19 protein-coding genes are annotated in these 19,638 nt (G+C 62.3%); 6 read left to right on the top strand and 13 right to left on the bottom strand.

What is annotated here, in order from left to right; translation table 11 throughout:
* Positions 1 to 208 precede the first annotated feature (208 nt).
* Complete coding sequence (locus tag CR103_RS13565; RefSeq protein WP_099916513.1) at positions 209 to 895, bottom strand: TorD/DmsD family molecular chaperone; 687 nt, start codon at positions 893 to 895, stop codon at positions 209 to 211.
* A gap of 221 nt (positions 896 to 1,116) precedes the next feature.
* Between CR103_RS13565 and CR103_RS13560 the strand changes: the two genes are divergently transcribed.
* Positions 1,117 to 2,511, top strand: coding sequence for an MFS transporter (locus CR103_RS13560; protein WP_099916512.1), 1,395 nt, complete (start codon positions 1,117 to 1,119; stop codon positions 2,509 to 2,511).
* 266 nt (positions 2,512 to 2,777) lie between these two features.
* On the opposite strand, the gene CR103_RS13555 is transcribed toward CR103_RS13560, so the two are convergent.
* The 3 genes from CR103_RS13555 to apbC form a co-directional block, all read right to left on the bottom strand.
* Complete coding sequence (locus CR103_RS13555) at positions 2,778 to 3,806, bottom strand: RNA methyltransferase (protein ID WP_099916511.1); 1,029 nt, start codon at positions 3,804 to 3,806, stop codon at positions 2,778 to 2,780.
* A 181-nt stretch (positions 3,807 to 3,987) separates the two neighbouring features.
* Complete coding sequence (locus CR103_RS23860; protein ID WP_267873994.1) at positions 3,988 to 4,116, bottom strand: hypothetical protein; 129 nt, start codon at positions 4,114 to 4,116, stop codon at positions 3,988 to 3,990.
* Between the two features lie 36 nt (positions 4,117 to 4,152).
* Positions 4,153 to 5,241 carry an iron-sulfur cluster carrier protein ApbC gene (apbC, locus tag CR103_RS13550; protein ID WP_099916510.1) on the bottom strand — a complete coding sequence of 363 codons (1,089 nt, stop codon included), beginning with the start codon at positions 5,239 to 5,241 and terminating at the stop codon, positions 4,153 to 4,155.
* 156 nt (positions 5,242 to 5,397) lie between these two features.
* On the opposite strand from apbC, the gene metG reads away from it, so the two are divergent.
* The 5 genes from metG (at position 5,398) to panC (ending at position 11,113) form a co-directional block, all read left to right on the top strand.
* On the top strand, positions 5,398 to 7,500 hold the full coding sequence (metG, locus tag CR103_RS13545; protein WP_099916509.1) for a methionine--tRNA ligase: 2,103 nt from the start codon (positions 5,398 to 5,400) through the stop codon (positions 7,498 to 7,500).
* A 244-nt stretch (positions 7,501 to 7,744) separates the two neighbouring features.
* On the top strand, positions 7,745 to 9,061 hold the full coding sequence (locus tag CR103_RS13540) for an enoyl ACP reductase FabMG family protein (RefSeq protein WP_099916508.1): 1,317 nt from the start codon (positions 7,745 to 7,747) through the stop codon (positions 9,059 to 9,061).
* Between the two features lie 75 nt (positions 9,062 to 9,136).
* On the top strand, positions 9,137 to 9,343 hold the full coding sequence (locus tag CR103_RS13535) for a DUF3460 family protein (RefSeq protein ID WP_099916507.1): 207 nt from the start codon (positions 9,137 to 9,139) through the stop codon (positions 9,341 to 9,343).
* Between the two features lie 18 nt (positions 9,344 to 9,361).
* Entirely contained in the window at positions 9,362 to 10,222 is an 861-nt protein-coding gene (locus CR103_RS13530) for a segregation and condensation protein A (protein WP_099916506.1), read from the top strand.
* Between the two features lie 51 nt (positions 10,223 to 10,273).
* On the top strand, positions 10,274 to 11,113 hold the full coding sequence (gene panC, locus CR103_RS13525) for a pantoate--beta-alanine ligase (protein ID WP_099916505.1): 840 nt from the start codon (positions 10,274 to 10,276) through the stop codon (positions 11,111 to 11,113).
* 142 nt (positions 11,114 to 11,255) lie between these two features.
* Here the strand turns inward: panC and CR103_RS13520 are convergent, their stop codons facing one another.
* The 9 genes from CR103_RS13520 to CR103_RS13480 form a co-directional block, all read right to left on the bottom strand.
* Entirely contained in the window at positions 11,256 to 12,476 is a 1,221-nt protein-coding gene (locus tag CR103_RS13520) for an EAL and HDOD domain-containing protein (protein WP_099916504.1), read from the bottom strand.
* A gap of 39 nt (positions 12,477 to 12,515) precedes the next feature.
* Positions 12,516 to 13,187: a protein phosphatase CheZ gene (gene cheZ / locus CR103_RS13515; RefSeq protein ID WP_099916503.1), complete on the bottom strand. Its 672-nt coding sequence runs from the start codon at positions 13,185 to 13,187 to the stop codon at positions 12,516 to 12,518.
* Between the two features lies 1 nt (position 13,188).
* A complete protein-coding gene (gene cheY / locus CR103_RS13510; protein ID WP_099916502.1) occupies positions 13,189 to 13,587 on the bottom strand; it encodes a chemotaxis response regulator CheY in 399 nt (132 codons plus the stop codon).
* Positions 13,588 to 13,715: 128 nt separating this feature from the next.
* Positions 13,716 to 14,780 (bottom strand): protein-glutamate methylesterase/protein-glutamine glutaminase, encoded by a 1,065-nt coding sequence (locus CR103_RS13505; RefSeq protein ID WP_099916501.1) that lies wholly within the window; start codon positions 14,778 to 14,780, stop codon positions 13,716 to 13,718.
* Between the two features lie 45 nt (positions 14,781 to 14,825).
* Positions 14,826 to 15,431, bottom strand: a complete 606-nt coding sequence (gene cheD / locus CR103_RS13500) for a chemoreceptor glutamine deamidase CheD (protein ID WP_099916500.1) — start codon at positions 15,429 to 15,431, stop codon at positions 14,826 to 14,828.
* 23 nt (positions 15,432 to 15,454) lie between these two features.
* A complete protein-coding gene (locus CR103_RS13495) occupies positions 15,455 to 16,309 on the bottom strand; it encodes a CheR family methyltransferase (RefSeq protein WP_099916499.1) in 855 nt (284 codons plus the stop codon).
* Between the two features lie 74 nt (positions 16,310 to 16,383).
* The gene (locus CR103_RS13490; protein ID WP_099916498.1) at positions 16,384 to 16,884 is read right to left on the bottom strand and encodes a chemotaxis protein CheW; all 501 of its coding nucleotides are present in this window, start codon (positions 16,882 to 16,884) and stop codon (positions 16,384 to 16,386) included.
* Between the two features lie 79 nt (positions 16,885 to 16,963).
* Positions 16,964 to 19,171, bottom strand: a complete 2,208-nt coding sequence (gene cheA / locus CR103_RS13485; RefSeq protein ID WP_099916497.1) for a chemotaxis protein CheA — start codon at positions 19,169 to 19,171, stop codon at positions 16,964 to 16,966.
* 86 nt (positions 19,172 to 19,257) lie between these two features.
* Positions 19,258 to 19,623, bottom strand: coding sequence for a response regulator (locus tag CR103_RS13480; RefSeq protein WP_099916496.1), 366 nt, complete (start codon positions 19,621 to 19,623; stop codon positions 19,258 to 19,260).
* Between the last annotated feature and the right edge of the window lie 15 nt (positions 19,624 to 19,638).

The raw sequence follows: 19,638 nt of genomic DNA, 5'->3' as shown, positions 1-19,638 counted from the left end.
GCCGCCGCCTGGCCGGCCGCCGCAGCGAGCGCGCCGAGCGCGCCGGCGCCGCCGGCGGCGCGCAGAAAGCCGCGCCGCCTCAAGTCGACCGGCTGGCCTTTGTCTCTATCCCTGACCTTGCTTATTTGCGTATCTGTCTGCGTGTCTATCTGCGTATCCATCTGCTTGTCCATGTCGTTTTCCACTTCAGGCTTTGCGCGAGGGTTGATCAGTCGGGGGCGAAGTCGCTCGCCACGTCGAACGCTGCGCGCTCGATATCGAAATACGCCACGACGAAGTCCGCCAGCACGCCGTAAAACCGGGCGCCGTCGGCCTGACGCAGGTGCTCGAGGCAAGCGCCCGACCAGGTCGCGATGTGGACTTCGAAGAACTCCTGCTGGCGCGCCAAAGGCTGGCGCGGCGCGCCCTGGCCGCCCAGGATCATGCGGCGCATGGTTTCGCACAAGGCGCCAAGATGGTCTTCCGTTTCGAGCGCGCCGGCGCGGCGCGCAAGACCCAGGTGCGCCAGGTCGGTGCGCAGCGCCGCCAGCGGCTTTTCGTGCAAAAAGCCGGCCAGGTACAGCGAACCGTAGGGATTGATTTTGGGGATGCTGGTGCTGATGAACAGCTCGGTAAATTCGTCGCGCACGGCCGCGCCCGGGATCTGGCGCGCGGCAAGCGACAAGCCAAGCCAGGCGCGCTCGAGCGGCTGGTCGGAATCGGGCGATTCACTTGCGCCAAAGCTGGCGTCGGCACCGGCCAGGCTGGCCAGCAGCGCGTCGTCGGGCGGCACCAGCAGCAGCCGCGCGATCAGGCCGTACGTGTCGGCGCGCGCCTGCTCTTCCTGCGCCAAGGGCAGAGGCGCGGCAACAAAGCTGCGGATACCGCTCTTTGTCTCCAAATCCTCCGATTGCATGAGGTTTTCCTGTTCTTAAAATAGCGTTAAGTCTATGCGCCGATTAAACGATTGTCGAGACGAACACGATTGAGAATTCAATCGTGCGCGCGTCAATATGAAGTGCAGCAGTTGCAATTGATGTTATTTCTTAAGACGGCCTCGGCAGACCGCAGCACCGGCAGAGCATCGGTTTTCCGGGCACAATACCGCACTCCCCTATTGCCGCGATCGGAAAAAGCATGCTGTCCCAACGATTGCCAGAATCCCTGCCTGCCCCGGCCGATGCCGACGGACTGCCCCCGGCAGCACGCCAATGGGCGATCATGTCGCTCGCCATCGGCGTCGGCATGGCCTCTCTCGACACGGCGATCGCCAACACCGCCTTGCCGGCGATCGCCAGGCAGTTGCAAACGACGCCTGCCGCATCGGTGTGGATCGTCAATGCCTACCATCTGGCGATGGTGGCGACCTTGCTGCCGTTTGCCGCCCTGGGCGAGACGATCGGCTACCGGCGTGTATGTATCGCCGGCCTGGCGCTGTTTACGCTCGCGTCCCTGTTTTGCGCCCTGGCCTGGTCGCTGCCGTCACTGGTGGCCGCGCGGCTGATCCAGGGCGTCGGCGCCAGCGCCATCATGTCCGTCAACACGGCCATGCTGCGCTCGATCTATCCGGCTCACTTGCAGGGACGCGCGTTCGGCATCAATTCGCTGGTGGTGGCAGTGGCGTTCGCCATCGGCCCGACCGCCGCCTCGCTGATCCTGTCCGTCGCGCCCTGGCCGTGGCTGTTCGCCATCAACGTGCCGCTCGGCGTCGTTGCTTTCTTTTTTGGCCGGCGCGTCCTGCCGGCGACAAAACGCGCCAGCCACCAGGTCGACGCGCTGACTGCCGTCTACAACGTCGGCGCATTCGGCTTGTTGATACTGGCCCTGGGCGACGCCGCCCACCAGGCCAGCATGACCACCCTGCTGCCCGAAATACTCGGCGCGGCGCTCTGCTTTGCTTTGCTGCTGCACCGCCAAGCGGCGCATGCGGCGCCGATGCTGCCGGTCGACCTGCTGCGCCGGCCCATGTTCGCATTGGCTACGCTGACCGCCGTCTGCACGTTTTCGGCACAAAGCCTGGCTTTCGTCGCGCTGCCGTTTTATTTCGAAACGACGCTGGGCCGCTCGCCGATCGACACCGGTTTTTTGATGGCGCCGTGGGCGGTCCTGGTCGGCGTCATGGCGCCGATTGCCGGGCGCCTGTGCGAGCGTTATTCGCCCGGCGTACTGGGCGGCATCGGGCTGGCCGCGTTAGCGCTCGGGCTGGTCACCTTGCTGCTGATGCCGGATGCGCCCTCGGCGTGGGACATCGGCTGGCGCATGGGCTTGTGCGGCATCGGTTTTGGATTCTTCCAGGCGCCCAATTTAAAAGCCTTCATGGTTAGCGCGCCGCCCGAGCGCGGCGGCAGTGCCAGCGGCATGGTGGCAATGTCGCGGCTGATCGGGCAGGCGACCGGGGCTGCGCTGGTGGCTTACTGCTTTATCTTGTCGGGCCAGTACGGTGCGCGCTACGCGCTGGCGTTGGCGGCGGGCTTTGCGGCGGTGGCGAGTGTGGCGAGTTTTTTGCGGATGGTGGTGGTGCGGGTGAAATAACCAACCTTCTATATCCGGCACTGGGGGCGACGATCTGCAACGGGACATCAGCACGCAAAGCTGGCGTCCGGGTGTGGACGTCCTTGCCTCAGGCACAGCCGCGCGCGGCACAGCAAGGATTAATTTGTGTCAGCATCGCTGCACTGAATCTATTTTCGCCACTTCAAGAAAGTCCTGATGGCGAACCGAAAACCGCCTTGACAGTCGCGTTCCGTCTCAAAAAGCAACTAAGGTTGTCGGGGCAGATCGCGTTGCAATGACGCCGATTACGAAACGCGACGGATTGGAATGCTGCGCGAACTAGCAGCCCGCGCCCGCAACTGCCCACACCCCCCGTCGACATCCTGCCCCGCCGAATCACGCAGCTTGGTCAGTACGCCGCGCTGATGCAATTTTGCCGCCAGCGCCCTTGCCCGCTCCCAGCTCGGGCGCTTAAACGCAAGATCCGGAATCGTGTTGTACGGAATCATGTTGAGCACCGCGTGCTTGCCCTTTAATAACTCGACGATGCCGTCCATCTCATCGATCCCGTCGTTGACGCCCTCTAACAGGGTCCACTGGAACTGCACCGGATAGCCTGTCAGCCGGGCATAGCGCTCGCCATGCTCGACCAGTTCGCGCGGGGTGAGGCGCGGTGCGCGTGGCAGCAGCACTTCGCGCAGGCTGGCCTTGGTGGTGTGCAGCGACAAGGCCAGCGCGGGTTTTACCGGGCCTGCGGCCAGGCGCTCAAAGGCGCGGACGTCGCCGACGGTCGAAAACACCAGGTTCTTGTGGCCGATATCTCCCTCGGTGCCGAGCAGCTCGATCGCTTCCATCACATTGTCCAGATTGTGCGCGGGTTCGCCCATGCCCATGAAGACGACTTTTTTGACCAGCCGCTGACTGCGCGCCAGCACCACCTGGGCGACGATTTCGCCACTCGTCACCTGCCGGATCAGGCCGTCGCGCCCGGTCATGCAGAACTGGCAGCCGACCGCGCAGCCAACCTGGCTCGACACGCACACGCCGTCGCGCGGCAGCAGCACGGTTTCGACCGATTGGCCGTCAAGCAGGCCGACCAGCAGGCGCGCCGCGCCGTCGTCGCTTGGGTGTTGGCTGATCAGTTGCGCCATGGCGTGCAGCTCCACATCAAACGCCGGCAGTGCTTCGCGCACGCTTTTGGGAAGAAAGTCGACGGCGCGGCGGCGGCCCTGGTCGTGGGGTTGCAGCCTGACCCAGTCGCGCAGTACGCGCTGTTCGTGCAGGGGCTGGGCGCCGAAGGCGCGCAGGCGCTGGCGGATGGTGTCGATTTTCATGATGTTGGGTCGGGCGGGTGAAGGTGCGCAAAAAGCGCAAGTGCGCGGTTGCTTGGCAACGGCTGCCGTCGAACCACGCTAACGAGGGGGCTGGCACATTGGATTTCCGCGTGCGCGAAGATACGACGCGTAAGCTAGTTGACACCAGGAAGTGAGCGCCGGGCTGGCCGGCGCGCACCACTTACTTGAACGGGCTGCTGATGGTGGCGCCGTCGGCGGGTGCGAGGAAACTGACCGATTGCGCCAGCGCCAGGCCGGCGATGCCGCTCGTTGCCACTGCCACGATGATTTGTTTGTAGGGAATACGCATGCCAGTGTCCTCAGGTGAGTCGCTCAGGTGGGTAGATCAATCGTTCTTGATGACAATGCTCGGGAACTTGCTCGTCATGTCCTTCGCCTTTTCGGCGATCTTGACTGCCACCTTGCGCGCAATGTCCTTGTAAATCTGCGCGATCGGGCCGTCCGGCTCGGCCACCACGGTCGGCGTGCCCGAATCGGTCTGTTCGCGGATCGCCATCGTCAACGGCAAGGCGCCGAGAAATTCGACACCGAAGTCCCGGCACATTTTTTCGCCGCCGCCGTGGCCGAAGATGGCTTCGGTGTGGCCGCAGTTCGAGCAGATGTGGGTGCTCATGTTTTCGACCACGCCGAGGATCGGGATGCCGACTTTCTCGAACATTTTGAGGCCCTTGCGGGCGTCGAGCAGCGCGATGTCCTGCGGGGTCGTGACGATGACGGCGCCGGTGACAGGCACTTTCTGCGACAAGGTCAACTGGATGTCGCCGGTGCCGGGCGGCATGTCGACGATCAGGTAATCGAGGTCGCGCCAGTTGGTCTGTTCCAGCAGTTGCTGCAGCGCCTGGGTGACCATCGGGCCGCGCCACACCATCGGCTCGTCGGGATCGATCATGAAGCCGATCGACGACACTTGCAGGCCGTGGTTTTCGAGCGGCTCCATGGTCTTGCCGTCGGCGGATTCCGGACGGCCGCTAATGCCCAGCATCATCGGCTGCGACGGGCCGTAGATGTCGGCGTCCAGCACGCCGACGCTGGCGCCCTCGGCCGCCAGCGCCAGCGCCAGGTTGACCGCAGTGGTCGACTTGCCGACGCCGCCTTTGCCGGACGCCACGGCGATGATGTTTTTGACGTTAGGCATCAATTTCAGGCCGCGCTGCACGGTGTGCGAAATAATTTTCGTATTGACGTTGACGCTGACCTTGCCCACGCCCGGCATCGCCTGCAGCGCGCGCGTGACGCTGGCGGCAATCATCGCCAGCTGGCTTTTGGCCGGGTAGCCCAGTTCGATGTCGAGCGCGACGTCGGCGCCGTCGAACTTGATATTTTTGACGCACTTCGACGAAACGAAGTCTTTTTGGGTGTTCGGGTCGATGACCGCGGCCAGCGCTGCCTTGACGTCTTCTGCTGTAATGCTCATGAAAGTCTCCGGATGTGATGCCGAAGTTTAGCGCAAATCGGCGGGAGGCAGGAGGCAGCCGCTTGCCGAAATGGCAAACCGGCGGCCAAGCCGCGTGCGTTGGCCTCAAGCACTGGTAAAATGCTTGTTTTCCTCTCACAAAAGCGTATTTCGACCATGACCCGCAAGCTGTTCGTTACTACCGCCCTGCCTTACGCCAACGCAGCCTTCCACATCGGCCACATGATGGAGTATATCCAGGCCGATATCTGGGTACGTTTTCAGCGAATGCAGCGTGACGGCGACGCCAAGCGCGAGGTGCATTTCGTTTGCGCTGACGACACCCACGGCACGCCGATCATGATCGCCGCCGAAAAGGAAGGCATCACGCCGCAGCAGTTCGTTGCCAAGATCGCCGCCGGCCGCCAGCAATACCTGGACGGCTTCCACATCGGCTTCGATAACTGGTATTCGACCGATTCGCCCGAAAACGTCGAGCTGTCGCAGGGTATTTACCGCAAGCTGCGCGATGCCGGCCTGATCGTCACCAAGGTGGTGGACCGCTTCTACGACCCGGTCAAGGGCATGTTCCTGGCCGACCGCAACATCAAGGGCGAGTGCCCGGTATGCCACGCCAAGGACCAGTACGGCGACAATTGCGAAGTGTGCGGCGCGGCTTACCAGCCGACCGAGCTGGTCAATCCGTTTTCGGTGTTTACCGGCTCCACGCCGATCATGAAACCGTCCGAGCAGTATTTTTTCGCGCTGTCGGACCCGCGCTGCTACACCTTCCTCAAAGAGTGGCTAAACACGCCTGGCCGGCTGCAGCCGGAAATGGTCAACAAGGTGTCCGAGTGGTTAGGCGTTGCCGGTGAAAAGCTGGCCGATTGGGACATCTCGCGCGATGCGCCGTATTTCGGCATCCCGATTCCCGATGCGCCCGGCAAGTTCTTTTATGTCTGGCTGGACGCGCCGGTCGGCTACCTGGCCAGCCTGAAGAACTATTGCGGCAAAAATGGCATCGACTTCGACGCGCTGCTGAACGACCCGGCCACCGAGCAGGTCCATTTTATCGGCAAGGACATCGTCTCCTTCCACCTGCTGTTCTGGCCGGCAATGCTCAATTTTGCCGGGCACCCGATCATCGACAAGCTGAAGGTGGCCGTGCACGGCCACCTGACGGTCAACAACGAAAAAATGTCGAAGTCGCGCGGCACCGGCATTTCGCCGCTGCGCTACCTGCAACTGGGCATGAACCCGGAATGGCTGCGTTATTACATCGGTTTCAAGCTCAACGCCAAGGTCGAAGACCTGGATTTTAATGGCGACGACTTCGTGGCGCGCGTCAACAGCGACCTGATCGGCAAGTACATCAACATCGCCAGCCGCTGCGCCGGTTTTATTGCCAAGAAATTCGACGGCAAGCTGGCCAGCACGCTGTCGCCAAAGGCGCAGCAATGGATCGGCCGCGCGTTGACGGTGAACGGCGCCGAACGCCAGGCCAATATCGCCGCCAATTTCGATCACCGCGAATACGGCAAGGCGCTGCGCGAAATCATGGAAATTGCCGACATCACCAACCAGTACGTCGACGAGAACAAGCCGTGGATCCTGGCCAAGGATCCCGAAAAAAGCGCCGAGCTGCACGACGTCTGCACCACGGCGCTGATCCTGTTCCGCCAGCTGACGATCATGCTCTCGCCAGTGCTGCCGCAGGTCGCCACCCGCGTGGCCGAGTTCCTCGGCGACGACGCCTATGCGTGGCGCGACACGGGCGGCGCGGCGGTGTACGAATCGATGTTAGGGCGCGAGATTTTCGCCTACAACCACCTGATGCAGCGGGTCGACGCCAAGATGGTCGAGGAATTGTTCGATCGCCCTGCCGCGGTTGCCGCGGTTGCCATTGCTGCGCCGGCGGAAGGCATCGAAGAACTGGCGAGCGAAATCAAGATCGACGACTTCACCAAGATCGACTTGCGCATCGCCAAGATCGTCAACTGCGAACAGGTCGACGGCTCCGACAAGCTGCTGCGCCTGACGCTCGACGTCGGCGAAGGCCGCCTGCGCAATGTGTTCAGCGGCATCAAGTCGGCCTACCAGCCAGAACAATTGATCGGCAAGCTGACCGTGCTGGTGGCCAACCTGGCACCGCGCAAGATGAAGTTCGGCGTGTCCGAGGGCATGGTGCTGTGCGCTTCCGCCGCCGACGAAAAAGCCGATCCGGGGCTGTACGTGCTGGAGCCGTGGCCGGGCGCCAAGCCGGGCATGCGTATCCGTTAAATCGAAGGAAAATCCAAGGGGTCTGACCCGTTTATTCGTCGGCATAATCGTATTTTGGCGAACATCAAACGGGCCTGACCCCATTGTTTTGTACGGCCGGCTACCGCCGTTTTCCTTGCATCGCAGTGGCCCTATTTGCGCGGGACCACGAAGTGGTTTCCGCACCCCGCACGGCGTTATAATGCGCACTCTTGATGAGAAACCCGCGCCATGACGCGCCAACATTTGAAAAGCGACCTCTCCCATGACTGAATTGACTTCTTTGAGGCATGTCCCGCAAGCGAACCTGTTTCGCAAGGGCGACGTGTTCGTCCTGTTCGGCGAACTGTTCGGCCGCGGCTATGCCAACGGCCTGATCGACGAGGCACGCAAGGCGGGCATGACGATCGTCGGCATCACCGTTGGCAGGCGCGACGAGAACAACGCGCTGCGCGCGTTGAACGACGAAGAGCTGGCGGAAGCGGAAGCCAAGCTGGGCGGGCGCATCATCAACGAGCCGATGATGGCCGGCTTCGACCTCGACACGCCTGACGGCGGCCCCAACCCAACCGAGATGCTGTCCGGTCTGACGCTGAAAAACTGGCAGGAAGAAAAGCTCGACTGGGACCGCATCGAAGCGTGCCGCCAGGCCGGCGTGCAGCGGTTCACTGCTTCGGCCGCCATCGTCATGGCCGAAATCGACAAGCTGGTGCCCGCGGGCGCCAACGTCTTTTTCGCTCACACCATGGCCGGTGGCATCCCGAAAGTGAAAGCCTTCCTGGCGATCGCCAACCGCATCTACAAGGGCCGCGGCGAGCGCTTCATGTCCTCGCGCGCCCTGCTCGAGAGCGACCTCGGCAAGCTGATCCTGATGAACTTCGATGAAGTCACCGCCAACACCTTGCAGCACCTGATCCACGCCAGCGCCGCCATCCGCAACCGCGTGACGGCTGCCGGCGGCGAAGTGCGCTACAGCGCCTACGGCTACCACGGCACCGAGATCTTGATCGACGGGCAATACCGTTGGCAGACCTACACCAACTACACCCAGGGCTATGCCAAGATGCGCCTCGAGAGCGTTGCCGAAGCGGCGTGGGCCCAGGGCATCAGCGCCACCGTGTTCAACTGCCCCGAAATCCGCACCAATTCGTCCGATATTTTCGCCGGCGTCGAACTGTCGCTGTTCCCGCTGCTGGCGGCGTTGAAAAAAGAAGGCGGCGGCGCCTGGGTCGACCAGCAATGGGCAATCTGCCAGGGCTTGCTGGAAGACGGCGTCACTGTCGAATCGCTGCTCGAGAAGATCGAGACGTACAACAACGACCCGACCAGCGCCAGCTTCCGGAATGTCGACGCCTGGCCGATGGACAATACGCCGGCGCTGGCCGACGTCATGATCGGCACCTCGGACGAAATAACCAAGTTGCACAAGGACCGCAAGGAACTGATCACCGACCATCTCAGTTCGCTGGTACTCGAGAGCACCGGCCCGCTGATGTTCCATGCCGTCGCCGAGAAAATCGCCGCGGTGGTGTGGCTCAACCACGACATCATCGCGCGCGAACTGAACGCGCTGCACAAATAATAGCCGCCCCCTTGGGAAGGCCGGTGGCCCCCCACTCGCGGTAGAATAAATTACCCGCAACACTATCGAGTACCCATGAAACTGAGCAACCAGCACCAGATGTACGAATCCGAGCATACGCTGTTCATCAAGGCGCTTAAAGCCGCCAACCCGGCCATCGAAGCCGGCCAGCGCGAAGGCCGCGCCCTGCTGTGGGACAAGGCATCGACCACCTTGCCGGAGCAGGACCTCAGCGCCGAGTCGCGCATCAAGCAACAAGCCTACGTGTACCAGAACAAGTAAGCTGACAAGGTCGACGAGATGATGCCGGACGAGGCGGCGGCGGTTCTGTCCAACCCCGCCGACTTGCCTGACGCCCAGGCGGCGAGCTTTGTTCCCGACATTGCGGCGCGGGCGCGCCTGTACGGCGAGCCGATACTGCAGATGCCGTCCGACCTGTTCATCCCGCCGGACGCGCTCGAAATTTTCCTCGACGCCTTCGAAGGTCCGCTCGACCTGCTGCTCTATCTGATCCGCAGGCAGAACTTCAACATCCTCGACATCCCGATGGCGCAGGTCACCCTGCAATACCTGAAGTATGTCGACCAGATCCGCCTGCACAACCTGGAACTGGCGGCCGAGTACCTGTTGATGGCGGCGATGCTCATCGAGATCAAGTCGCGCATGCTGCTGCCACAGCGCCATCTTGAACTCGACGCCGATGTCGGCGACCCGCGCGCGGAACTGGTGCGCCGCCTGCTCGACTACGAGCAGATCAAGGTGGCCGCCTACGCCCTCAATGCGGTGCCGCAGTTGGAGCGCGACTTCACCCGGCCGCAGTTGTTCGTCGAACAAAGCAACATACCGACCTGGCCGGAGGTCGACGCCGCCGACCTGCAGCGGGCCTGGCTCGACGTGATCAAGCGCTCGAAGCTGACCCAGCACCACCGGATCAGCCGCCAGGAGCTGTCGGTGCGCGAACACATGTCGTCGATCCTGCGGCAATTGCAGTCAAGCCGTTTCGTCGAATTCGGCGACCTGTTCGCCGGCCAGGGTGGCGTGCCGATCGTCGTCGTCCACTTCGTGGCGATGCTCGAACTGGCCAAGGAAACCCTGATCGAGATTACCCAGGCCGAGCCGTTCGCACCGATCTACGTCCGGCTGGCCTACTCGCCGGTCTGACGCCCCGATTCCATTGACTAACTTGACTTGAGCGCCATCGGCGACCGACCCATGAAAATTATCTCCTCTATCGAAGAACTGCGTGACCAGCTGAGCGGTCAACTGCGCACCGCCTTCGTGCCGACTATGGGCAACCTGCACGAAGGCCACTTGTCGCTGATGCGCCTGGCGCGCAAGCACGGCGACCCGGTGGTGGCCTCCATCTTCGTCAACCGCCTGCAATTCGGCCCGAACGAAGACTTCGAGAAATATCCGCGCACCTTCCAGAGCGACGTCGACAAACTCGAAAAGGAGGGCGTGTACGTGCTGTTCGCGCCGACCGAAAAAGACCTGTACCCTGAGCCGCAGGAATTCCGCGTGCGCCCGCCTGACGACCTCGGCAACACGCTCGAGGGCGAGTTCCGGCCTGGCTTCTTCAGCGGCGTGACGACGGTGGTGCTGAAGCTGTTTTCCTGTGTGGGTCCGCGGGTTGCCGTGTTCGGCAAAAAAGACTACCAGCAGCTGATGATCGTTCGCAACATGAGCCGCCAGTTTGCGCTGCCCACCGAAATCATCGCCGCCGAGACGTATCGGGCCGAGGACGGCCTGGCCCTGTCGTCGCGCAACATGTATTTGTCGGAGTCCGAGCGCCAGGAAGCGCCTGCGCTGTATCAGAACTTGAACATGGTGGCGGGTGAAATGCGCGCCGGCCACCTCGACATTTTTGAACTCGAGCGCCAGGCGATGGACCGCCTGGCCAAACGCGGCTGGCAGCCGGACTACATCTCGGTGCGCAAGCAATCCGACCTGCAGGTGCCGTCGGCCGGCGACCTGGCGCAGGGCGCGCCGCTGGTGGTGCTGGCCGCCGCCAGGCTGGGTACGACGCGGTTGATCGACAACCTGGAGATTTGAGGGTTGGCGTTAGCGATGCGTTGAGCGTTACCGTTGACGATCGAAAAACCTGTCCGCCGCCGTCCTCTCGGTAGCGGGTGCGCCGAGCTCGCGAACATCGATATAGCTGCTCGGCCCGGCGCAGTCAACTACAGCGAACTGACTACGCGCTGACGTTCTGCGCCCACGCCAGCGCCGACAGGTGGGCCTTGTTGACGTCCAGCGGGGAGAGGCCGAGCGACCTGGCCAGCGAGGCGACCAGGTTCGAATCGAGTTCGCATGCTTCGGCCAACGCCAGGTAGGGCCCGTACATGCCGCCGCGCGTGAGCAGCGCGCGCACCACTTCGTTGGGCAGCAAGATGGTGTCGAGCACCTCTTTCATCGGCAGCCCGAGCAGGCGGTCGAGCAGCGAGAACATGCCGGCGACGAACAGGTTCTCGCCCTCGCCGCGCCCTAGCGCCGTGGCGCCGAGCAGCTCGGCGAGCCGGCCGCGCACCACCGCCGTCTCCATCAGCACCGGCGAATAGCCGCTGGTGCTGGCGGTGGCCAGCAGCAAGGTCAGCCAGCGGTACAGCGGCGCGTAGCCGAGCAGGCTGATGGCCTGGCGCAGCGACTGGATCTCGCGCCCGCTGCCGAAGCCGGCCGAATTGATGAAGCGCAGCAGCTTGTACGACAGCGCCGGATCGCGCTTGAGCACGCCTTCGATTTTCGGGATGTCTTCGTTCGCCGTGACCATTTGCATCAGCTGCAAAATGATGGCCTGGGCCGGGTTCATGCCATTGACCGGATTGCCCGGGCGCGGCGTCAGGTGCAGCTTGCCGACGAAAGCGTCGAGCCCGAGCGCGGCGCAGGCGTCGAAATCGGCCCAGGTCGTCACCGGCCGCCCCACCATCCGCACCGTCGACTGCTTGAGCGCGGCGTAGGTGCGGGCCTGGGCAGCAACATCGACGCTGGAAAACCGCACTTCAACGTACGAGGCACTCAAGCCGATGTTTTTGCCGAGCTTTTTGCCAAGGTTGCCAAGGTTGCCGTCGCGCACCGAAATGCCGACGCCGCCCGCGCGCAGCCCCTGCACCGCCGACAACGTGTCCGGGTCGGCCATGTCGGCCGCCTTCATCCTCAGCACCGTGCGCTCGGGCGGCATGGCGTGCAGCGCGTCGGTCGACAACATCGGCGGCACCGCGTCGAGGAACAGGATCTTGTCGCGCAGCAGCCAGCCACGTTCCTTATCGATGAGGTGCTCGGCGACAAAGCCGACCAGCGCTTCGAGCGCGGCATCGGTCACCGGCAAGCTGTCGTCGAGCTTCCACGACAGCTCGTAGCCAATCACCCGCTGCTTCGGATCGAGCAGCGGCTCACGGACGATGAAATTGGTGTGATGCATATCGAAAAATCGTTTCGGCGTTACTGCTGCGGGAGAAAATCAGAAGCCGAGGCTGTCCAGCAGGTCGTCGACCTGGCCCTGGTCGGCCACCACGTCGTGGTTGCCGTTTGGATTGATTTGCGGTCCGTTGAGCAGGCCGTTGTCGATCTCCCGCTTCAATTCGGCCGGCGCGAAATCGACCAGCATCTGCACCAGCTGGCGTTCAAGATTGTGGGCGATGCTGGTCACTTTGGTGATCACCTGCCCGGTCAGGTCCTGGAAGTCCTGGGCCATCATGATGTCCATCAGGTAGGTCTTGGTGTCGACGGTGGCGCCGCGCATGCCTTCCAGACTGGCCACGGTGCGCCCGGCCAGTTCGCGCCATTGGGCGTCACTGGTGGCCGGGTCGTCCTGCAGCGCGTTCCACGCCGCCGACAGTTGCTGCGCGCCGCTGTCGATGTGGTCCTGCAGCGGGCTGGCCGCGTCGGTTGCGTTGAGCACCTTCTGGGCGGCCTGCTCGGACAGCCGCGCCACGTAGTCGAGGCGGTCGCGCGCATCCGGGATGTCGCTGGCGGCTTTTTCGATCAATTTGTCGAGACCGAGCCCGCGCAGGCTTTCGTGCAGCGCACGCGTCATGTGGCCGATACGGCTCATGAACTCGTCGTGCGCTTCCATCGCTGGAACCAAGGCGCCTTCCGTCAGGATGGCGTCACCGGTAAGCTGCTTACCCATTTCAAGCTCCGGCTTTTTCGAGTTTCTCAAAAATCTTGTTGAGCTTTTCATCGAGCGTGGCGGCGGTGAAAGGCTTGACGACGTAGCCGCTGGCGCCGGCCTGGGCCGCTGCAATGATGTTTTCTTTTTTCGCTTCGGCGGTCACCATCAGCACCGGTAGCTTGCACAGTGCCGGGTCGGCACGGATATTCTGCAACATCGTCAGGCCGTCCATATTCGGCATGTTCCAGTCGGACACCACAAAGTCGAAGGTCTCGCTGCGCAGCTTGGCCAGGCCCATCACGCCATCTTCGGCTTCGTCAACGTTCGCGTATCCCAGTTCCTTCAACAAATTCCGGACAATGCGGCGCATTGTCGAGAAATCGTCAACAACTAAAAAGCGCATTTTTGGATCAGCCATGAATTACTCCGTCGATTCTCTTACTTATGGTTATTGAAACAGTGCTTCATTCCGTCGAAGCCGCGTTCAGGATAGCATTTTTGTTGCCCTGCGGCGATTAAACTCACAAGGAAACATGGTTTATGCGGTCAAACACGCAACGACCGGCCGCCATGTGTTGCTAGATAATGAAGAACCCTGCCCGGCAGCTCCGTCAACGGGCCAACTTCGTGGGTGGCGCCGACCGCGATCGCTTCGCGCGGCATGCCGAATACAACGCAGGACGCCTCATCCTGGGCGAAATTATAGGCACCGGCGTTTTTCATCTCGAGCATGCCGAGCGCGCCATCCTTGCCCATCCCGGTCAGGATCACGCCGACCGCGTTCTTGCCGGCGGCCAGCGCGGCCGAGCGAAACAGCACGTCGACCGAGGGCCGGTGCCGGTTGACCGGGTCGGCCTGGTCGATGCGGGTGATGTAGTTGGCGCCCGAGCGCGCCAGCATCAGGTGCGAGTGGCCGGGCGCGATGTAGGCGTGGCCGGGCAGCACCCGCTCCTCGCCGGCCGCTTCGCGCACGCTGATCCTGCACAGCGAATCGAGGCGGCGCGCGAACGATGTGGTGAAACCTTCCGGCATGTGCTGGGCGATCAGGATGCCGGGACAGTCCGACGGCATCTGCATCAAGAATTCGCGGATCGCCTCGGTGCCGCCGGTGGAGGCGCCGATGATGATCAGCTTTTCCGACGAGGTCAGCGGGTTGCGGATCTGCGGCAGCGCGTCCGCCGTCTTCGCTGGCGTCAGGGTGCGCGGCTTGATGCGGGCGCGGGCGGCGGCGCGGATCTTGTCGGCGATCAGCTCGGTGTATTCGCGCATCCCGCTCTGGATCGAAATCTTCGGCTTGGTGACGAAGTCGACCGCGCCCAGTTCGAGCGCGCGCATGGTGATCTCGGAGCCGCGCTCGGTCAGCGACGACACCATCAGCACCGGCATCGGCCGCAGCCGCATCAGTTTTTCGAGAAAGTCGAGGCCGTCCATCTTGGGCATCTCGACGTCGAGCGTGAGCACGTCCGGGTTGGTCTGCTTGATCAGCTCACGCGCCACCAGCGGGTCTGGCGCCACGCCGACCACTTCCATGTCCGGCTGGCTGGAAATGATTTCGCTCATGACGCTGCGGATCAGCGCGGAGTCGTCCACGATCAGTACCTTGATCTTCATACGATGTTCTTCATGAGTTGTTGTTCATAATCCGTGCCTTCATCTTCAAAACAGGTCGATCTCGCCGCCGACGGGCGCCACCTTGAGGCGGCTGGCATAATCGAACTCGCGACGCGCCAGCGTGTCGTTATGGGTTTGCATCAGTTTTTTGACCAGCACCTTGCCGGTGCGCGGAAAAAAATACACTTTGCGCGGGTAAATGTCGTTCAGGTCTTCGGCCAGCACGCGGATGCGCTCCGTCTTCAGGTAGCTGATGACAAAGGCGGCGTTGCGCCCGCCGACGTTGATTGCGGTGAAACCCTTGAGCACGGCGCCGCCGCCGAACACTTTCGCTTCCAGGTTTTCGCGCCGCGCGCCGCTTTTAAGTAGTTCGTTGATCAATACTTCCATCGCGTAGGTGCCGTAACGCATCGACGCCGATACCGGGCTGTTGCTGTCGCTGCCGCCGCCGTCAGGCAGCATGAAGTGGTTCATGCCGCCCTGGCCGGTAACGCGGTCGCGGATGCAGGCCGACACGCAAGAACCGAGCACCGTGACGATCAGCATGTCCTGGCTGGTGTGGAAATATTCACCGGGCAAGATCTTCGCCGCATCGCAGTTGAACGTCCGGTCGTAATAGACGTTGGTGGCAAATTGTTCACTTAAGTTCATGGTGTCTTATTATTTCGCTACGGCTACCTGACGCCGGAACGCCCTTCGTCGAGTTCATACACCGTCTTGCCACGCAGTTTGAGCGCGTCCGAGACGTACATAAAATTTTCCGAGTGGCCGGCAAACAGCAATCCATGCGGCTTCATCAGCGGTACAAAACGCGCCAGAATCTTGCGCTGGGTCGCCTTGTCAAAATAAATCATCACGTTACGGCAGAAAATCACGTCGAACTGGCCGGTAAGCGGCCAGCCGTCGCCCAGCAGGTTGAGCGGCTTGAAGGTGACGAGCTGGCGCAGTTCCGGGCGCACCCGCACCATGCCTTCCTGCTCGCCCTTGCCGCGCAGGAAAAATCGCTTGGCCCGTTCAGGCGCCATCTTGTCGAGCCGCTCGAAGCCGTACACGCCTTGCGCGCCGACCGCCAGCACGTTGGTGTCGATGTCGGTGGCAATGATCTGCACCGGCGGGGTGAGGCTGTTGAATGCCTCGCACACCGTCATGGCGATCGAATACGGCTCTTCGCCCGTCGAACTGGCCGAACACCAGATCGTGATCGGCCCGCCCTCGAGGCGCCTGACGTGTTCGGCCAGCAGTGGGAAGTGATGCGCCTCGCGAAAGAACGACGTCAGGTTGGTGGTCAGGGCATTGGTGAACGCCTCCCATTCGTCGCCCAGCCGGCCGGCCTCGAGCTGGTCGAGATAGGTCGAAAACGACACGATGCCGGTGGCGCGCAGTCGCCGCGCGATGCGGCTGTAGACCATTTCCTGCTTGCTGTCGGCCAGCGAGATGCCGGCCCGTTTGTAGATCAGCGCACGGACCCGTTCAAAATCACTCTTGGTGAAAATGAATTCCTTGGCAGATTCCACTTTGATTTGCGACACGTTGCTTCACCTTGTAGGTCGTGCGAGAACTGTTTGAAGGGGTACCTTACCTGCCTTGCAATGGCCTATTTGGTTCAGGCGGCGATTTTTTCGATCAGGCCCATCTCGCCCGACGACATCAGCTTGTCGATGTCGACCAGGATCAGCATGCGCTCGTCGATCGTGCCCAGGCCGATCAGGTAGTCCGAATTGAACGCCGTGCCCATTTCCGGCGCCGGCTTGACCTGGTCGGGCGAGAGCGTCGTCACGTCCGACACGCTGTCGACCACCATGCCCATGATGCGCCCGCTGATATTGAGGATGATGACGACGGTAAACTGGTCGTACACGGGCGTGCCGAGGTTGAACTTGATGCGCATGTCGACCACCGGGATAATGATGCCGCGCAGGTTGATCACGCCCTTGATGAATTCGGGGGCATTGGCGATCCGCGTGACCGCTTCGTAGCCGCGGATTTCCTGCACTTTCAGGATGTCGATGCCGTACTCTTCGGAGCCGAGCGTGAAGGCGAGGAACTCGCTGCCTGCGCCGTCGTGAGCGTGAGCGGCGTTGTTGCTGGTGGATGTCATCGACATGGTAATTTCCTATCCTGGTTTATTGCGAAAGAAGGGTGAATAAATAAATGACGAATCAAGAAAACAGTCAATCAGGCGATTACGAAAACACGACGTCGTCGGCCAGCTGGCGCGAAGAACGCATCAGTGCCGATACGTCGAGGATCAGCGACACGCCACCGTCGCCGAGGATGGTGGCGCCCGAAATACCGGTCACCTTGCGATAGTTCGACTCCAGATTCTTGACCACCACCTGTTGCTGCCCCACCAGGTCATCGACGAACAGGCCGGCCTTGCGCCCGTCGGCCTCCAGAATCACGACGATGCCTTCGCACGGATTGGTGAAGCGCGGCGCGATCTCGAACATCTGGTGCAGCGGGATCAGGGGCAGGTATTCGCCGCGCACCTTGATCACCCGTCCGCGGTTGGCGATTTCCTTGATGTCCTCGGGCGCCGGTTGCAGCGACTCGACGACGAAGCCGAGCGGCAAAATGTAAACTTCCTCGCCGCAGCGGATCGACATGCCGTCCAAAATGGCCAGCGTCAGCGGCAGCGAAATCGATATGGTGGTGCCGAAGCCCTTGGCCGAGCGGATCTCGACCGAGCCGCCCATGGCCGTGATGTTACGCTTGACGACGTCCATGCCGACCCCGCGCCCGGAAACGTCGGTAACGATTTCGGCGGTCGAAAACCCGGGCGCGAAAATGAGCTGCCAGACGTCGCCGTCGCTCATGTTGTCGGCCACCGCGATGCCGTTCTGCACCGCCTTGGCCAAAATCCGTTCGCGGCTCAGGCCGCCGCCGTCGTCGGACACTTCGATGACGATGTTGCCGCCCTGGTGACCGGCCGACAGGAACAATCGCCCGGTCTCGGTCTTGCCGGCGGCAACCCGCGCGGCCGGCATCTCGATGCCATGGTCGATCGAGTTGCGCACCAGGTGGGTCAGCGGGTCGACGATACGTTCGATCAGGCCTTTATCGAGTTCGGTGGCGGCGCCGTGGGTGATGAAATCGACTTTTTTGCCCAGCTTGGCCGCCAGGTCGCGCACCATGCGCGGAAAGCGCGAGAACACGAAGTCCATCGGCATCATCCGGATCGACATCACCGCTTCCTGCAGGTCGCGGGTGTTGCGCGTGAGCTGGGACACGCTGCCGAGCAGGCGCTCGTGGACCATCGGATCGAGGCCGTCGCTGCGCTGCTCGATCATGGCCTGGGTGATCACCAGTTCGCCGATCAGGTTGATCAACTGGTCAACCTTCTCGATCGAGACGCGGATCGACGACGATTCGCCGCCCTGGACGCCGCCCCCGCCCTTCTCGTCCTTGCGCGCGGCGGCCTTCCTTTCGGCCGCCACTTCGCTTATTTCGAGCGCTTCGATCCGGCTGGCGGACGGCAGCGGTTTGGCCTGCGCCACGGCGGAGGCGGCGCTGGCGGCGGCCGCGCGAATCTGTTCAATCGGCTGGAAAAAGCCGTAGCCGCGTTCCTCGTCGGTCTGCTCCAGGCCGTCGGCGCCGTCCTGCAAGTTCGCGTCAAGGGCGTCGAACGGGTCGTCCGGGTCGAAGAAGCCGTAACCGAGTTCTTTTTCGACCCTGGCGCGTTCGGCGTCTTCGATGTTGCGCTGCGCAGGCGTAAGCGCCGGCGCCTCGAAGACCTTCAGGTCGTCCGGATCGAGCACGAACGAGCAGATTGCGATGATGTCTTCCAGGCTTTCGTGGGTGGTCACGATCAGGGCGTGGCGCTCGCCACCGAGCGGCGAGACAGCAACGCGGCCGAGCAGCCCGAGTTCGGCCGCCAGCGCGTTGACGTCGCGCTGCTCGACCTTCGGCAGCTCGATCCTGAAGCGGCGCGCGCCGGCGCCAGGCAAAGGCCTGGCTTCGGTCTGGACAAACGCCGGCACCAGAGGCAGCGCCATCGGCACGACGTCCTGCGACAATTCCTGCAGCATCATGCGCACGTCGGCGACCGCGTCCTGGTCGACGTCGGCGCCGTTGCGGTGACCGTCGAGTTGCATCTTGAGGATATCCTTGGCCGCCAAAAAAGCGTCGACGTGTTCGGCAGTGAGCGCCATTTCGCCCTTGCGGATACGGTCCAGCAGCGACTCGAGGATGTGGGTCACCTCGGTCATGTCGTTCAGGCCGAAGGTCGACGCGCCGCCCTTGATCGAGTGCGCCGTACGGAAGATCGCATTGAGATCTTCGGCGTCGGGCGCGCCAATGTCGACTGCCAGCAGCAGCCGTTCTTTTTCCGCCAGCAGTTCTTCGGCTTCGTCGAAAAAAACCTGGAAAAACTGGCTGATGTCGATCGTCATGATGAAACTCCGTCCTTGTCGCGATGCGTCATTACTGGTATCCCCTGCTCGTATTGCTTACCTGTATTCCTTAAATTCGCGCGGCATCAGCCGATTACTTTTTTCACCACTTCGATCAAGCGCTGCGGGTCGAACGGCTTGACCAGCCAGCCATTGGCGCCGGCGGCGCGACCCTTCGATTTCATCTCGTCCGACGATTCGGTAGTCAGCATCAAAATCGGCACCTTCTGGTAAGCCGGCAGGGCGCGCAGCAGCTTGATCAGCGCCAGGCCATCCATGCGCGGCATGTTCTGGTCCGTCAGCACCAGGTCGACGGTCTGCAGCTTGGCTTTTTCGAGTCCGTCCTGGCCATCGACTGCTTCGATCACCAGGTAACCGGCCGCCTTCAGACTGAATGCCACCATCTGGCGTAATGAGCTTGAATCGTCGACCGCGAGAATTGTTTTAGCCATTTTTTGCTCCTGCTT

The organism is Massilia psychrophila, assembly GCF_002760665.1.
Taxonomy (GTDB): Bacteria; Pseudomonadota; Gammaproteobacteria; order Burkholderiales; family Burkholderiaceae_D; genus JAFCUW01.
The sequence above is the reverse complement of the archived record's forward strand: the minus strand, read 5'-3'. Positions and strand labels throughout refer to the sequence as shown.

Excerpts from the sequence above, each read along its gene's own strand:
- cheA (WP_099916497.1), bottom strand. The coding sequence starts at position 19,171 with ATGACGATCGACATCAGCCAGTTTTTCCAGGTTTTTTTCGACGAAGCC.
- CR103_RS13505 (WP_099916501.1), bottom strand. The coding sequence starts at position 14,780 with ATGAAGATCAAGGTACTGATCGTGGACGACTCCGCGCTGATCCGCAGC.
- CR103_RS13540 (WP_099916508.1), top strand. The coding sequence starts at position 7,745 with ATGACTGAATTGACTTCTTTGAGGCATGTCCCGCAAGCGAACCTGTTT.
- CR103_RS13555 (WP_099916511.1), bottom strand. The coding sequence starts at position 3,806 with ATGAAAATCGACACCATCCGCCAGCGCCTGCGCGCCTTCGGCGCCCAG.
- CR103_RS13520 (WP_099916504.1), bottom strand. The coding sequence starts at position 12,476 with ATGCATCACACCAATTTCATCGTCCGTGAGCCGCTGCTCGATCCGAAG.
- cheD (WP_099916500.1), bottom strand. The coding sequence starts at position 15,431 with ATGAACTTAAGTGAACAATTTGCCACCAACGTCTATTACGACCGGACG.
- CR103_RS23860 (WP_267873994.1), bottom strand. The coding sequence starts at position 4,116 with ATGCGTATTCCCTACAAACAAATCATCGTGGCAGTGGCAACGAGCGGC.
- CR103_RS13535 (WP_099916507.1), top strand. The coding sequence starts at position 9,137 with ATGAAACTGAGCAACCAGCACCAGATGTACGAATCCGAGCATACGCTG.
- CR103_RS13480 (WP_099916496.1), bottom strand. The coding sequence starts at position 19,623 with ATGGCTAAAACAATTCTCGCGGTCGACGATTCAAGCTCATTACGCCAG.
- cheY (WP_099916502.1), bottom strand. The coding sequence starts at position 13,587 with ATGGCTGATCCAAAAATGCGCTTTTTAGTTGTTGACGATTTCTCGACA.
- cheZ (WP_099916503.1), bottom strand. The coding sequence starts at position 13,187 with ATGGGTAAGCAGCTTACCGGTGACGCCATCCTGACGGAAGGCGCCTTG.
- metG (WP_099916509.1), top strand. The coding sequence starts at position 5,398 with ATGACCCGCAAGCTGTTCGTTACTACCGCCCTGCCTTACGCCAACGCA.
- CR103_RS13530 (WP_099916506.1), top strand. The coding sequence starts at position 9,362 with ATGATGCCGGACGAGGCGGCGGCGGTTCTGTCCAACCCCGCCGACTTG.
- panC (WP_099916505.1), top strand. The coding sequence starts at position 10,274 with ATGAAAATTATCTCCTCTATCGAAGAACTGCGTGACCAGCTGAGCGGT.
- CR103_RS13565 (WP_099916513.1), bottom strand. The coding sequence starts at position 895 with ATGCAATCGGAGGATTTGGAGACAAAGAGCGGTATCCGCAGCTTTGTT.
- CR103_RS13560 (WP_099916512.1), top strand. The coding sequence starts at position 1,117 with ATGCTGTCCCAACGATTGCCAGAATCCCTGCCTGCCCCGGCCGATGCC.
- CR103_RS13490 (WP_099916498.1), bottom strand. The coding sequence starts at position 16,884 with ATGTCGATGACATCCACCAGCAACAACGCCGCTCACGCTCACGACGGC.
- apbC (WP_099916510.1), bottom strand. The coding sequence starts at position 5,241 with ATGAGCATTACAGCAGAAGACGTCAAGGCAGCGCTGGCCGCGGTCATC.